The sequence below is a fragment of the Paenibacillus eucommiae genome (genome assembly GCF_017874215.1).
In the GTDB taxonomy this organism is placed as follows: domain Bacteria; phylum Bacillota; class Bacilli; order Paenibacillales; family NBRC-103111; genus Paenibacillus_AI; species Paenibacillus_AI eucommiae.
This window is the reverse complement of the sequence record NZ_JAGGLB010000001.1, coordinates 387,358-402,059: the sequence shown is the minus strand read 5'-3', so window position 1 is coordinate 402,059 and position 14,702 is coordinate 387,358. Positions and strand designations below refer to the sequence as shown.

General features: G+C 43.1%; 14 protein-coding genes and 1 pseudogene. 12 read left to right on the top strand and 3 right to left on the bottom strand.

The features are described from left to right. The first annotated feature begins 40 nt into the window (after positions 1-40). The 12 genes and pseudogenes from J2Z66_RS01320 (at position 41) to J2Z66_RS01270 (ending at position 10,636) form a co-directional block, all read left to right on the top strand. Positions 41-2,155 (top strand): DUF4838 domain-containing protein, encoded by a 2,115-nt coding sequence (locus J2Z66_RS01320; protein ID WP_209968918.1) that lies wholly within the window; start codon positions 41-43, stop codon positions 2,153-2,155. A gap of 205 nt (positions 2,156-2,360) precedes the next feature. Continuing rightward, positions 2,361-3,272: an AraC family transcriptional regulator gene (locus J2Z66_RS01315; protein ID WP_209968915.1), complete on the top strand. Its 912-nt coding sequence runs from the start codon at positions 2,361-2,363 to the stop codon at positions 3,270-3,272. A 215-nt stretch (positions 3,273-3,487) separates the two neighbouring features. Beyond that, positions 3,488-4,945 carry an extracellular solute-binding protein gene (locus tag J2Z66_RS01310; protein ID WP_209968912.1) on the top strand — a complete coding sequence of 486 codons (1,458 nt, stop codon included), beginning with the start codon at positions 3,488-3,490 and terminating at the stop codon, positions 4,943-4,945. A 92-nt stretch (positions 4,946-5,037) separates the two neighbouring features. After that, positions 5,038-5,970 (top strand): carbohydrate ABC transporter permease, encoded by a 933-nt coding sequence (locus J2Z66_RS01305; RefSeq protein WP_245375219.1) that lies wholly within the window; start codon positions 5,038-5,040, stop codon positions 5,968-5,970. Positions 5,971-5,999: 29 nt separating this feature from the next. Beyond that, entirely contained in the window at positions 6,000-6,836 is an 837-nt protein-coding gene (locus J2Z66_RS01300) for a carbohydrate ABC transporter permease (protein ID WP_209968907.1), read from the top strand. A gap of 306 nt (positions 6,837-7,142) precedes the next feature. Next, positions 7,143-7,334, top strand: a complete 192-nt coding sequence (locus J2Z66_RS42370) for a hypothetical protein (protein ID WP_245375191.1) — start codon at positions 7,143-7,145, stop codon at positions 7,332-7,334. A 38-nt stretch (positions 7,335-7,372) separates the two neighbouring features. Beyond that, positions 7,373-7,579, top strand: coding sequence for a hypothetical protein (locus J2Z66_RS42365; RefSeq protein ID WP_245375190.1), 207 nt, complete (start codon positions 7,373-7,375; stop codon positions 7,577-7,579). 37 nt (positions 7,580-7,616) lie between these two features. Beyond that, the gene (locus J2Z66_RS42360) at positions 7,617-8,372 is read left to right on the top strand and encodes a barstar family protein (RefSeq protein WP_245375189.1); all 756 of its coding nucleotides are present in this window, start codon (positions 7,617-7,619) and stop codon (positions 8,370-8,372) included. 213 nt (positions 8,373-8,585) lie between these two features. Next, positions 8,586-8,828: a hypothetical protein gene (locus J2Z66_RS01285; RefSeq protein ID WP_209968904.1), complete on the top strand. Its 243-nt coding sequence runs from the start codon at positions 8,586-8,588 to the stop codon at positions 8,826-8,828. Between the two features lie 162 nt (positions 8,829-8,990). Then, positions 8,991-9,479: a pentapeptide repeat-containing protein gene (locus tag J2Z66_RS01280; RefSeq protein ID WP_209968901.1), complete on the top strand. Its 489-nt coding sequence runs from the start codon at positions 8,991-8,993 to the stop codon at positions 9,477-9,479. A 263-nt stretch (positions 9,480-9,742) separates the two neighbouring features. Continuing rightward, positions 9,743-10,152: pseudogene (locus J2Z66_RS44275) on the top strand (transposase); the annotation flags it as partial. 238 nt (positions 10,153-10,390) lie between these two features. Next, positions 10,391-10,636 carry a hypothetical protein gene (locus J2Z66_RS01270; protein WP_209968898.1) on the top strand — a complete coding sequence of 82 codons (246 nt, stop codon included), beginning with the start codon at positions 10,391-10,393 and terminating at the stop codon, positions 10,634-10,636. Positions 10,637-11,088: 452 nt separating this feature from the next. Here the strand turns inward: J2Z66_RS01270 and J2Z66_RS01265 are convergent, their stop codons facing one another. The 3 genes from J2Z66_RS01265 to J2Z66_RS01255 form a co-directional block, all read right to left on the bottom strand. Then, positions 11,089-11,289, bottom strand: coding sequence for a helix-turn-helix domain-containing protein (locus tag J2Z66_RS01265; protein ID WP_209968895.1), 201 nt, complete (start codon positions 11,287-11,289; stop codon positions 11,089-11,091). Positions 11,290-11,475: 186 nt separating this feature from the next. Next, positions 11,476-12,852 carry a response regulator transcription factor gene (locus J2Z66_RS01260; protein ID WP_209968892.1) on the bottom strand — a complete coding sequence of 459 codons (1,377 nt, stop codon included), beginning with the start codon at positions 12,850-12,852 and terminating at the stop codon, positions 11,476-11,478. Between the two features lie 56 nt (positions 12,853-12,908). Beyond that, entirely contained in the window at positions 12,909-14,696 is a 1,788-nt protein-coding gene (locus J2Z66_RS01255; RefSeq protein WP_209968890.1) for a sensor histidine kinase, read from the bottom strand. Positions 14,697-14,702: the final 6 nt, after the last annotated feature.

Sequence of the window (14,702 nt, the reverse complement as noted above, 5' to 3'; positions counted from 1 at the left end):
TGTCCGACCGCCTATCATTTGGCTGGAGGACTTGGTAGATATGAGTGGCGATACTAACAATAAATTGACGATTGTCGTACCGATTGCGGATGCGGAGAAGCTTATCCCTTACTGGGCGAACGAGGAGGCGGACATTGACTTCAGGCGGGAAGCTTTGCGGGCGGCGCGCTGCACGATCGCATACGCTGCGACCGAGCTGAAGCGCTGCATAAGCCGGACGATCGTTAACACTGCTGTTCATTATGCAGAGAAGAGACCGGCAACAGGCCGCTTCATCGAGCTTGCGGTTGCGAATCCTGCAAGTGTAGACGATTCGTTCTTGCTTGAACCGGACGGCGCAGGCATCGTCATTACCGGCATGGGGAGAGCGGGACTGCTCTATGGCGCATATGAGCTGTTGCGCTATCAGGGATGGCGCTGGTATGCCCCAGGTGAAGCGGGAGAAGTCGCGCCGCCGGAACGAGTCGGCGACTGGACGCTTCCCGAAAGCGCCGTTTCATGCAAACCGGCGATGTCGCTTGGTCGCGGGTTCGAGTTTGAGTACACCTCGCAAGAATCGGCGGCATTTTTCGTGTGGATGTCGAGAAACAGGCTCAATGTGGTGTCTTATCGCCCTTCCACAGTGGCGCTTTGTCGCAAGCTGGGTATGGTGTTCAAGATTGGTGGACATATATTCGAAGCGCTCCTGGATCCCGATCGCAGCCTTGCAGAGGGGGGGACGATATGGGAGAGGCATCCGGAATGGTATGGAATGCCCGCTAGCGGCAAGCGCACGAAGGAAGAGGCGCTTAATACGCAGTTCTGCGTATCGCGACCGGATCTTCTGCAATATTTAGGTGCGGCTCTGGTAAATCGTGTGAAGGCGGAGTGGAAAGAAGCTGATTTAATCGATGTGTGGGGCTTCGACACTTGGGGGAATTCATGTATGTGCGCGGATTGCGAGAAACTAGGCGGCAGTACAGACGCCTTGCTAAATCTTATTAGCGCGCTTCGGCGATCGATTGACGAAGCGCGCCGGAACGGGGAGATCGGACACGAAGTCAAGCTCATCCTGTGCGGCTATGAGGGTACCGACTCGTTATTCGGGCCAGATCGTCCGGTATCCGACAACTTGCGGCAGTCGGGAGATCGTGTCGTCTATGCTCCAATCAACCGCTGCTATGCACATGATTTTGACGATTGCGAATGTCCGGATAACGTACACTACCGAACCGCCTTGGAAAGCTGGCTGAATGAACGTGTCGAATTTCCGGTCACGATCAGCGAGTATTACAACGTTTCCAAATTTGAAGATCTTCCGTTGCTGTTTACGAAACGTATCGTTCGCGAGATTCCTGTCTATCACCGCATGGGGGTACGCGGCGCCACTTACATGCATGTGCCAATGATCAACTGGGGGGTACGAACGCTTACGCAACATTTGTATGCCCAGATGACATGGGACGTTGACACCGATAGCGATAGCTACATTTCGGAATACTTTGACCGCTGGTATGGTCCCTATGCCGGTATGATGAGTGAGGCATATTTGCGCATAGAGCAAGCGTGGTACGACATTGCCGATTGGCGCGCTTGGAAGCTGGATAGTATATTGTCGCTCTTGCTTGCATGGGACGGAGCGCCCCCCGATACGCAGCTAGCCGTTGGAGGTCACTTTCAGACTCAACAGACCGCGGCAGAGAAGGGGCGCGAATCGTTAATTTTGTTGGAAGAAGCGTTGTTATGGATTGACAAAGCCAGAATGAAAGAGAAGGCGGAAGCCGTATTCACGCCAAGGAACGAATATAAACGAGCAGTGAATCCACAAGAGCTTAGCATACAGCAATTATCCGAGCAGCAGTACGAGGTGCGTCTCGGAGAGGACCGGCGTATGCTGCTGTACGGAATTGACACGATGCGATTGATGACCGAGTTCGTTGTATATCATACTTCGCTGCTGAACAATGACCACAAGGGAGCGGATGACGCTTGGCTCACCATTGAGGCTACTGCCGAGAAAATGAATAACTATTACGTGCCGATCAAATACGTCGCTCCGGAAGACGGCGTTCTCAGAGCCGGACTCGTCAGCCAGGATGCTTTAACGCGCAGCCAATTGAGGGAGCTTGTCCGGCGGTGCCGGGCGTGGAGACTGTCGTCGGGCCTGCTGGTTTAATCGGCGTGTGATGAATGATGCCATAGAATGGAATTAAAACCGGGGGATTCCCCCGGTTTTGTTTGACATTATAGAAAGTACATAGTTAAAAAAACTAGAAAATATCCCAATTTGTGATAAAATAATTTTAGAGAGCGCTTACTTTCTCATTGCGTTATGCTATAACATATTGGGATAAAATGTATACATAGTCAGGGGGGGTTACATGCGATTCAATCAATTTGACATAGAGGAGCATCGGAATATATTGCTCTTTACACTTGACGAAAACAAACATGGAGATTATCCGTTTTTTATTCAAAACGTAGCTCTGGAAAATTTCGATGGAATCCTGCACCGGCATGAATATTTCCAAATTTATTATATTTCGAAAGGCAAACTAAAGCATCGAATTAATAATAAGGAGTTTGATTTGGTTAAAGGCGATGTGTTTGTCATCCCTCCATATACCCCTCACAGCGTTGCCACTTGTGACAATGTGCCCTGCGAGGCGATCGAGCTCGAATTCAAACCGGAATTTATTAACCAAAGCTTTAGAAACGATGCGGATGTTAAATCGTTCTTGGACTTTATGTATATTGAGCCGTTTATGGTAGTAAGACCGAGATTAAGCTTATCCGGAAAGCTTGAATTCGATGTGGAAAGCATTTTGAATGATTTTATGTATGAATTCAATAAAAAGAAGCCGGGTTTCGAGCTGATGACCAAATCGATGATTCTGAAATTGCTTGCCATGCTAGGCAGGGAGGCAGCCTATGAACATCATGCGCCGGAGAAGGTTACGCTTGTCGATAAACAGAGGGATTCGATACTGAAGGTCGTGAATTATTTAGAGGAACATTATACAGAGAAAATATATTTGGAAGATGCCGTGAAATTATCGCTCCTTAGTTATTCTAATTTTTGCATGGTATTCAAGAGTGTTACTAACAAGTCGTTTACCCGATATTTGAACGAACTGAGAGTGTCCAGGGCCAAAGAGTATCTGAAAAAGACGGATAATAAAATTATTGATATATGCAGTAAGTCGGGATTTGAAAATGTAACCCATTTCAACAGAACATTCAAACAAATTACGTCTTTGACTCCTAGAGAATATAAGCAAGTGAACCGATAGTCGCGGATTATGATAGGAATCAAGAACCTCAAAATTATGCAGAAAACTGCGTAGTTATTGAGGTTTTTTATTATATATAATATAGGATTCGTTGTAAAGTCAATGAAATATACGTTTGGTTAAGCCAAACATACGATAGGTTAAGAAATCGGGAATGGAAGCCACGTATAATGAAATCGTTCACAATATAATGCATATCAGAGGGGGGCCAAAGCATGAAAAGTTCCAAAAAAACAGTTGTGCTTGTTGTAGCTGTTTTGCTGCTCATCGTCAGCGTACTTGCGGGATGCGGCAGCGGTAAAGAGGTGAAAGACGGGGAAAAGAGCGACCCGACGTCAAACCTGACAGATCAGGGAAAGGAAGCCGAACAGCCGAAAGATAACCTGTACGACAACGGATTATCGAAGGATGACAAAGTATCGCTTAAAATTGCCGCAGCTGATCAAGGATACGGCAAGGAGATGTACGAATTCGCCGTTGCGAAATTTATGGAGATGTACCCGAATGTCAAGATCGAACTGACGGCTAGTCCGAAAATTAACGATATCGTCTCTGCGAAAGTTGCAGCAAACGATGATAACGACATGTTCGACCTCGTACTTGGCAAATACGGTTTTAACACCAGCATGATCAAAGGCGGTTTGGTCGAAGATTTGACCGATGTCCTGGATTTGCCGACATGGGACAATAAAGATGTCAAATTTGGCGCAGATTTAATGGAATCCGCGAAGAACCTGTACATGTATGACGGCAAGCTAAGGCTCATACCGCTTGATTTGTCACTGATCGGGATCGTTTATAATAAGAAGATGTTCGTGGAAAACGGCTGGAATGAAAATCCGAAGACATGGGACGAATTCCTGAAGCTGTGCGAAACGATCAAAAACTCGGGCAAAACGGTTCCGTTCGCATTCGGAGGCACTGTAGGATATTTGCCTTGGATGACGAATATGGCGGCTATTTATCACGACGGTTGGCTGGACAGGTACGTCAAGAGGGAGAAAGGGATTTACTCTGACCCTGCCAACCTCTCACCATTGGTCAAGCTCAAGCAACTAAAGGATAAAGGGTACTTCCTGAAAGGGACGGAAGCGCTCGATCATACGCAAAGTCAGATGGAATTCCTGCAAGGCAAAGCAGCGATGATTCCTACCGGCAGCTGGATCGAGAATGAAATGAAAAATTCGGCGCCGGCAGATTTCCAATACGGCTTTATGTTACAGCCTATAAATGATAAGCCTGTTACAACCCGGTATATTCAAGGCTTTGCCATCGGACTTTGGATGTATGAGAAGAAGCCGGACTTGAGCAAAAAATGGACGAAGGAATTCATCCGTTATTACTACAGCAAGGCAGTTCAAGGCAAGTTTATCCAAAATGGCGGCATTCCGGTCATGAAGTCGATGCAGATTGACGAATCGATGCTGCAGCTGGCCAGCCCGTTTAATCGGGAAGTGATGACACTGCTCTCAAGCAACGTGGAACTGAACTTGGCATTCTCTATGCTGCCTCCGGATAAGCTTACGGCCAATCCTAAATATCCGGATGCGGAGAATAAAGTGATGAGTAACGGATATTTGGAAGTATATATGGGCATCAAGACTCCGGAGCAAGTTGGTGCCGAAGCGGATGCGGAAATTGAGAAGGCTTGGGCGGAAGTCGGAGGGCGTTAAGCTGAATTAATCATACGACACGAATCCGAATGTAGGGTGTGTAACCTTTTATTCGGATTCTCAATCTTTCGCTAGGAGGCAGCAGATTGGAAATGAGCAGATTGCGCAACAACGTCAAGCTTCGAAAAAATATGGTCATTACGTTATATTTGGCACCTTCGCTTGTTTTGTTTTTCCTGTTTATATTGTATCCGAACGTACTTAGTTTTTATTATGCACTGCTGAAGTGGGACGGTTTATCGCCGATCAAGGAATTTATCGGTTTGAAAAACTTTATAGACCTTTTTAAGGACAAGTATTTTTACAATGCGCTGTGGAACAACCTGATTTATCTTGTCACCATCCCTATTTTAACGTTTGGGCTCGCTACCTTTTTCGCCATTGTGTTGACGCAGAGGAAATATAAGGAATCCGGATTCTATAAGGTCTTATTTTATTTTCCCAATGTGATGGCGATATCGCTGATCGGACTGTTGTGGATTTTTATTTACAGTCCCCGAAACGGGATTTTAAACAGCTTTATCAGCTTTCTCAGCATCAGTCAACTGGAAAACTTCCCTTGGCTCGGCAATACGGACACGGCCCTCTTGGCGCTCATTCTTCCTCAGGTGTGGGCCGGCGTCGGCTTTTATATGGTGTTAATGATGGCCGCCATCAATGGCATTCCCGTAACTTTATATGAAGCTGCCGATATAGACGGCGCCGGAAAATGGGTGCAAACGTTTAAGATCACCATTCCACTCGTGTGGGATATGATTCAGGTATCGTTTATTTTTGCGATTATCAATGTCTTCGGCTCGTTCCAACTGATTATGGCAACGACAGGAGGCGGTCCTCTGGGTTCAACCGAACTGCTCGGTTCTTATATGATCAGTTATATTATGCCTAGACTTATTGGCTCGACAGGTCAGTTTGTACCGGCTTTCGGCTATGCGTCCGCGATCGGGGTTGTAACCTTCTTTATCAGCTTGCTTGTCACCTTTATTTTAACGAAGGCGATGAAGCGTGAATCCGTGCAGTATTAGTCAGCTTCGATGATGGAGAGGAAAAATCGATGAAAATCAAGCATAATGTTTGGGATGTCGTCATCAGAATCATTTTGTTGTTCTGGGCGATTTTAATCATCCTGCCGCTGTTTTGGTTCTTATACGAATCGTTGAAAACAAATCAGGAATTTTTTATGAATATATGGGCATTGCCAAGCAAGCTGCAATTCAACAACTACGCAAAAGCCTGGAAGAGCGCCGGCATCATGATGTATATGGGCAACACGGTGTTTATTTTGGCGGTTACCTTGTTGTTATCCACCGCATTGGCGGGGATGGCTTCCTATATCCTTGCCAGATTCAAATTCAAGCTGAACAGGATCATCTTCTGGATGATCACGCTTAGTATGATGCTGCCGGGGATCAACGCGATTACAACGCAATTTATTTTAATGAAACAATTGAAGTTGACCGACAGCTTGTGGGGGCTATGCATTTACTTGACTGCGTCAGCCATTCCGTTCTCCATCTTTATTCTGACAGGGTTTATGAAAACGATTCCCCATGAGATGGAAGAAAGTGCGTATATGGACGGCTGCTCTTATTCCAGAACCTTTTTCAGCATCTTGCTGCCGATGTGCAAGCCTGGCATTGTCGCCATCAACATTTTCAATTTTCTTGGCGTGTACAACAGTTACTTGGCCCCACTGTTATTTATTTCGGATGAGAAAAAATACCCGATCGCGGTCGGGATCAGCAATTTGTATATCAAGATGATGTATCAAGCTGACTGGGTCACGCTGTTCGCCGGATCGGTCATTACGATGGTGCCGGTTATTTTGTTCTATACCTTGTTCCAGAAGCAGCTTATTTCGGGTACGACGATCGGAGCCATCAAGGGCTGAAGGTGATAAAATGCGCCTTGCCGTCAGCCTCGCTCGCTGGCGCTGAACATCTAAGAGAGGCAGAACCGTCCGCTGCAGTCGTGTTTGCGGTAAAATTTCTAAGACGCCATTCATTTTGAAGTCAAGCAGTTACAACGCTTCCCAAACCGCCTAACAGGTGGAAGGGGGGCGTTTTTTATTTCATTCAATCCCCCCCCATATCTTCCTTATTCCGGTTTTCAGAATTCCTCTTGTAAGTAAACAACAGATGTAAGATATTTAAAGGGAAATGACTTGCTGGCCAGAAAAAGTAAATAGGAGGGTACAATGGAGAGAGCGGAAAAAGTACATGGTGCTTACTCAAAAGTTTTTATTCAATATAATGACACTTTAAAAGACTTAGGCTCAAAAATAGAGAAAGGACTAAACATACCTACTTTAAGATATGAAAATATAGAAGATGAACCCTATGATTGGGTTGGTTACGCTGAGATTTTTGGCTTTGAAAAATTGAATTAAAAGAATTAAACAATGGAAAGTGGCAAGAATATCACTATTTGCTAGAAGCAACAACTACTGATTCATTGCAAGAGGTATTTAATGACCGTATGTTTGATATTTCACTTTGGATGGCACGGCATATTTCACTTATGTGTGAAGTAACCACTATGGCGGAAAATTTAGATAAACAAGCAGCTCAATCGTTTTATATGAATAAAATCACTTCAAAAAGAGAAAGTAGTTTTGTTGAAACAAAGCTTTAAGTTGCATATGATGCTTTATAAAGGGGATAGAGGCTAGATGATTAATAAATTTTCTTTAATAGATGCTGAAAATGGCTTGACTATTGGCAATTCCTCTGATTTGATTGGGTTGACTGGAAGTTGTATTGAGAAAATTGACGATGAGGATTTCCATAAAATTACTCTAGTAAATTTTCGATTTAATGAGAAATTTGTGGAGTATTGTAAGAAAAACAAAACATATATTAATAATTTATATCTAACTATATTAAACAATGAAGGGACTCCAATAGGGGCGTACTATTATGTTTTAAAAGAACCTCATTACTATCATAGGTCTGGGTTTGGTGAAGGTTTGATTAAGCTTGAATTCGTTGGAGCATTGTTACAAATAGCAACGGAAGATAGTTTGGCGATTTGGGATATGCGAAGATCGTTACTTTCTAAAAGTAACATATGGACAACGTTATCAAAAAAACTACGAATAGGATGGTTAGAAGTTGCCCGATTGTACTACAACACAAATCATAATTTTCAAGATCAACAGAATGGGAAATACTATATTGATGCAACAAATGTAACAGATTCGATTGATTTCTTTTGTGCATTAGGTGAGGCCATTAATGGTCCGGGTGGTTACTATGGTTATGATTTACAAAGTCTTGGGGATTGTCTTTGTGGAGGGTTTGGAGCAACACCACCATTTGTCATTTATTTGATTAACGCAAGTAGTAAGTGGGTAGAGTGTGACAGTTTCTTTCGCCAATTAGAAGATATATTTGCTAACAGAAATGTAACATTAGTCTGTAATTAATCACGTAAGGACCTTGAAGGAAATACTCTTTCAAAGTGGTAACCAAGTGGAATCCTTTATGCTTGCAAACACAAACAGGGATTGATTTTACAGAAAATCCACAAATGATTTTGAAGTATTGCACAATAATGTTGAGTAAGGAACTATGTTTAAGCTGACTAGAGGTTAAGGTTACTTCGATAGTCAATAGCTACTAAAGAAAGGGTGGATACTGTGAACTTCTGTTTGGTTTGTGGAAATAAACTAGAATCTCCGCAATATACATCGGATGGTAAACCAATGTATAATATTTGTCCGTGTTGTGGTTTTCAATCAGGCTTTGATGATGATGATAGAGGTATGACCTTTGAGGAGTATAGAAAAGCTTGGTTATCAGAGGGTGCCAATTGGTTTAACCAAAAGTCAAAACCAAGCGGTTGGGAATTGAAAGCACAATTAAAAAATATAAACCTTTGAAATAGTATTTTCTATTGACCACCTTGCGATTGACCTAAGTCAATAGAGTGGATGTTCTGAAAAGAGAATATCCTTAGCCAAACCGAAGAAGTAATCAATACATTTCTTGGGAAAACCTAAAGATTGATCCTAAGGACTGGGACAATAGATAGGAGGCAGGCAATGATAAAAATATTCAGTCATTCGTTGGATGAACCCATAACAATTAATCTTGAAACGCTTGATAATGCAATATTAGATGAATTTAATTTTCATCGAGCAATTCTCAATGAGCGTTCATTATTTAATGCAAGTCTTGTTAAAGCTGACTTGCGGAATGCTGAACTGAATGGTGCTAATCTTAGTAAGGCAAATTTTTCCGATGCCTCAATGATATTGTGCAGCCTTAATGGTGCTAATTTGCATAAGGCAGTATTGCATAGAGCGAGATGCTATTATGCTAGCTTTAATAAAACCAATCTAAGTTTCGCTGATTTTACAGATGCACAACTGGAGAATGCTAGCTTTGAAGACGCGATACTTTTAGGTGCAATTATGAACTGTAGTGGGTTAGATGAAGCGAATCTGAATGGTGCGAAGTATGATACACTGACAATTTGGCCACAAGGGTTCAAGCCTGATCTATTCGGAGCAGTATTGGTTACAAAATAAATATTCAAAAACCACCTTACGACTAACCCTCATAAGGTTCTTTTTTTGCGCCGCGGCGTAGTGCTTCGCGCTTTCCCTTGATTTAATAATACATAGTTAGTTCTCTCGGTGAGTAAGGTGTCGTTGTCCCGCTTTTCCATAGGCTTCTGCTCAATTACAAGGAAAAAAGACTGGGTGAATATGGCCACGATTGGGCATAAAACTCCCCGTAGTCGTCATCATTACCCTGGCCATAATTCTTGTACTTTGGTCGAGTCCTTATACTGGTGACGATGACAGGGATTGATCTGGTCACCTCAGCGGAGCTTGTGGCGGAGATTGGGGACATTCATCACTTTGCTAACCGGACAAACTGGCTCAGTTCGCCGGAATAGCACCTGTCAAGGCCGGCTCGGGAAATAAGTCACGTAATTGCAAGAGCAAGCAGGGCAATCGGGAACCGCATGCCACATCATAAAAGTTGGCGATTCGACATTTGGCCGTTACCAGAACGAAGAAAGAGCTGCGAAATCCATATTTTCATCAGTACTATGAACAAAAACTGAAGGCAGGTAAGACGAAACAACAGGCCACTGTATGCATCATGCGGAAGCTGGTGAACATTATCTATTATTTAATGAAAACAAATGCGGCATATATTATTCCAGAAGTATCCAATCAAGATGCCGGATGATACAATGAATGGATAGAGAAGAGAATAATCCTTCTAGATATATGGATGAAAGTGGACATAAACCTATGTATGTACATAAAAAAATCAGATTATTAATATTATGTGGTCTTAGGGGCATTCGGATATTTTCCATTTGGTTCTGCTATTGTTGGGGGACAAAAAGACTTCATGAAAATATTGAATTTCGAACCGCTCAGGGACTTGTATACAGCAGGGATCAATAGAAGGAAGTGTAATTTTGTCGATTATTCCAAAATCTTTGCATAGGATTCTTTCCCTAATAGCAGGTGCTTTCTTTATATATAAAGGAGTTGTGGGTCTAGTAAGTGGTGAGTTGTCACTGATGTCAAGGACTGGACTCAGATATGCTCCACTTAATGAAGATGAAGTTTTCAAATTTTCAATTTTGTTTATATTAATTGGAGTTTTAGGGATTTTTTTGCCTGTTAGAGATTTTATGAAAAATCACAAAAAGAAAGATTAATATTTTAAAGGCGCTAAGTTGCAATCGACCATCTTGGTGGAGCAAAAGCTACCTATAAATATAGGAGCGTGCTTTTTGGAGCGAGGTATGGGAGGATTAATAAAAAGATGAAGATTCTGTATAGCTTACTAAAAAAAACAATGCTTGCTATGATGATTTGTTTTCCTTATTTATTTATTGTTTTGCATCTAATCCTTAGTATTTTTATTGAAAAGGAAAGGAAGCTAACAAGAATAACATCCCCAATTATCATAGCCATAGCATTTATAGTAGTTGACTTCAATTTTGAACAAAGAATAATAATTACCATCATTGCATATATGATTACCATTATTACAAATATAAAAAGAGAACCACCACGATTAAAAAGGTGAAATCTTGCAAAGCCACCAGTGCTATAAATCTTAAGCTTGGTGGTTTTTTGTTTGTGGTTTGGTTGATTAAAGGAGAGATTAATCAATCTCTATTAATTTGTCAATGGAGATGTTTAAGGTCTTACATACGAGTTCCAAAGTCTCCAAGTAAACTCTGTCTACATTATTGGAACATAAATGGTTGACGGTGCTTGCACGAAGTCCTGTCATTCTTGCCAGTTCCCGTTGAGAAATCCGCTTCTGCTCTAACAATTGTCTTAATTTTACTCGAATGGCCATGTCTACCCTCCCATAGTTCAACACTTAACCCTAGTAAGTATGAACTGATTATAACAGTGCTTTGATAAAAATTATTGACCGTTTCGGTTAAGCGATACATAATGAAAATGGTAATTCGGCTAAGCGTTACGATAGTGCAGCCTAAGCCAATTGGAACTATGCCAAGGAGCACTTTTTGATCTATGTTTATCCATCCAAATCCTCTCCATTCCGATATTCAGTGGGCGAAAGCCCCGTCATTTGCTTAAATTTGCGGAAAAAATAGTTATGATCCAGAAATCCAACCTGGGCGGCTATTTCGAATCCTTTTAAAGAAGTTTGTCTAAGCAATGCTTTCGCTTTATCCATTCTTAGCCGATTGAGGTAATCGCTGAAATATTCGTCCGTTTCTTCTTTAAATAGGCGGCCTAAATAGAAGTTGTTTACACTAAATCGGGCTGCCAAAAGCTTTAAGGATAATTCCTTGGCATAATGCTCCTCCAGATAGCTTTCGACTTGCACGATAAGACGATTTTTTCTCTTCGTTGCTTGCTCTCCGATTTGCTCTTCGCTCTGCTCTCCAATTTGTTCTTCGGTTTGCTTTTCAGTTTGATTGCCCTGATTGATGGCTCTACCCATCTTATTGGCATCTGCAGCTCGCCCCAAAGTGCTGTCATCTACACATAAAGGACCGCCAGTCCGTTCGATACATTTGTGAAGACGCTTGGCTTCGGAATAGGAGAGATGGAGCCAATCCGCTTGCGGCTGCACGGAGCCTAATGTACAGAACCAGGGTGTTTTTAGGATACCTGCGAATCGTTCGGAAATTTCCCGCATCCACAGCAAATTAACCTGGGCATAGGCCGAAGCGTTATCGGCATCTGAGCTGCCATGAAGCAAAAGAACAATTTGTTTTTGTTCATTAAAAAAGGCAATGCCTTTATGCTCGGCCTGAAGCGCTTCTTGCATGCTGTTTAAAATGGCAAAGGAACGGAACTGCTCCTCAGCTTGGCTGAGCTCCCCATCCTTCAGATCGTGCCAAGAGATCAGGCCAGCCTGATAGAAATCGGCCTGCTGCAGATCCAGTTCCAAAAACCGCAGTTTTTGCCGAAGCTGATCCGCCTCTATCCGGTTGCTGACCCAGCGCAGTAATATGTTGTTACGCAGCAATTGAAACGATTCGCGCTGAAGCTGCTCGTGCAGCCACTGATTTCTGGTGCGCTCACAGCAGGTTTTCATAATCTCTTTGAGTTCATGGGGATCAACCGGCTTCAGTAAATAGTCCTCCACCTGAAATTTCATGGCCTGTCTGACATAAGCGTAATCATTATAGCCGCTGAGTACAATAAACTGAGTATTCCAGCCCCGGCTCCGGACCTGTTCAATAAGCTCCAAGCCGCTGCCTTGAGGCATCCTAATATCCGTTAGAATGATGTGAGGGGAGTGCTCTTCGAAAAGACGCAATGCTTCTATGCCACCTTCTGCTTCCCCAACAATCTCGATGCCCAGTTCATCCCAGTCAATCAGCTTTTTTAACCCTTCACGAATAAACCTGTCATCATCCACAATGAGCAGCTTGGTCATGGTACATTCCCTCCTTCGGCAGAAGCCGATTGGTCAATCTTCATTCATTTCCCTAATCATCGCCCACTAACTCCCTTCAGCATTTCAAAAGGCAGCTTAATAACCACTCCAAAGTCATGATTTTCTCTGACGGGGGCAAGGAATAGTCCATATTCGCTGCCGCAATAGTTTTTGATTCGCTCGTGGAGGTTTTTCAAGCCCAGATGCTCCTGAGGCAGGTAGTCTGGGTGTTCCAGCTTTTCCTGAAGCTGCTTTCGCGCTTCCTTATTTATGGGTTGTCCATTGTTGGACAGCTCGATGACAAGCACGTCCGCCTGCCGGGCAATGTGAAGAGCGATCACGGGCTGCTCCTGTTTCTCCAGTTCACCATGCTGAATGGCATTCTCGATGATTGGTTGAAAGCTGAATTTGAGCATATGACAATGGCTTAAATCCAGTTCTGACTCCACCTGAATGGCGATACGGTTAGATTTTCCCAGCATTAAAAGATCCAAAAAATACTCCGTATATTGCAGCTCTTCCTGAATCGGAATTACGTCGTCAGCAGTCCTTAGCATCCAGCGAAACAAAATGCCAAGCCGGTACAGTTTTTCCGCAAGCAGATTCTGATCCCCTATGACTGCCTGCATACGCAGCGATTCAAGGGTGTTATACAGGAAGTGCGGGTGCACTTGCATTTTCATCGCGGTGAATTCGGCGTCCCTTTTTTGAATATCGGCTACATATACGCGGTTAATGAATTGCTGCAGCTCGGATGTCATACGGTTAAAACCGATCATTAAATCATTAATTTCGTCTTCGCCCTGGACCTGTATTGGTTCGGTGAAAGGGTTGATTTGTACTTTTTTGAAATGTCGGGTCATTAGCTTTAGCCGTTTCACGATAATGTTCTGGATACTGTAAATCGCCACAAAACATATCACCCAACTGAAGCCTAGAATAAGGATAATATAAACAGCAATGTCCCCCAGCTTAGCTTGAATATCTGATTTGCTTTTGCTTCCAGTGATTTCAAGACCGCTTTGTTTTAAAGAAATCGTATGTTCTATATAAGGGCTGCTGCCCTTACTATCTTTATCCCGCTCGCCTTGCGGATCGCTTTCAAACAACAGCTTGCCTTGATGCTTAATAGTGAGCATGCTTTTCGTATCCTGCTTGGCTAGCACCGCATCGCTCAAAGACTTCATGTCGAGAATCATTAAATAGTAGCCGTATACCTGATCGGGCCGGATGCTTTTGAGATCGAATACGGGATTGGCAAAATAGATCAATGTTTCCTCAGCATTTGCTGTAGGTTGAAAGAGTCCACCGGCTTGTCCCAGGTATGGATTTTCATAATTTTGAGGAAACGACGAGAAAAATAAGGGCAGGTTAAAAGAATCATCCACTTGAAGCTGCTTGGGACCGGATTGTAAAAACAGCTTTTGATCCTGTACCCGGTAAAAAAGGAAGGCGTCAGCTTTGGGATTACGGCTTAGCATGAGTGATAATACGGTAGAAAAATAACGCTTTTCGAGTAATTTCTGCTGCTCGTTTCCCTCGGAGGGGATGTTGCCTGGAAGGAAATATTGATTGGTTTCTACCGTCTGGCCGACAACTGTATCTTTATAAATGGAGATGGTTTCCCGTTTGAACCGGTCGACGATATCCAGTAAGTTTAGCTCCAGCTTCTCCGTGTTCGTATTCAGCAGCTCCACTTCTCTTCGCTCCAGCAATTGATAAAATTTATTATAGGTCAGTAAACCAAGTGAAATGAAAACGGCCAGCAACGTTAAGCCAATAACGACATTCAGCTTGCGAAAAATAAAACGACCCAAATACCGCTTATACAAGCCTGCCAACATCTGAAC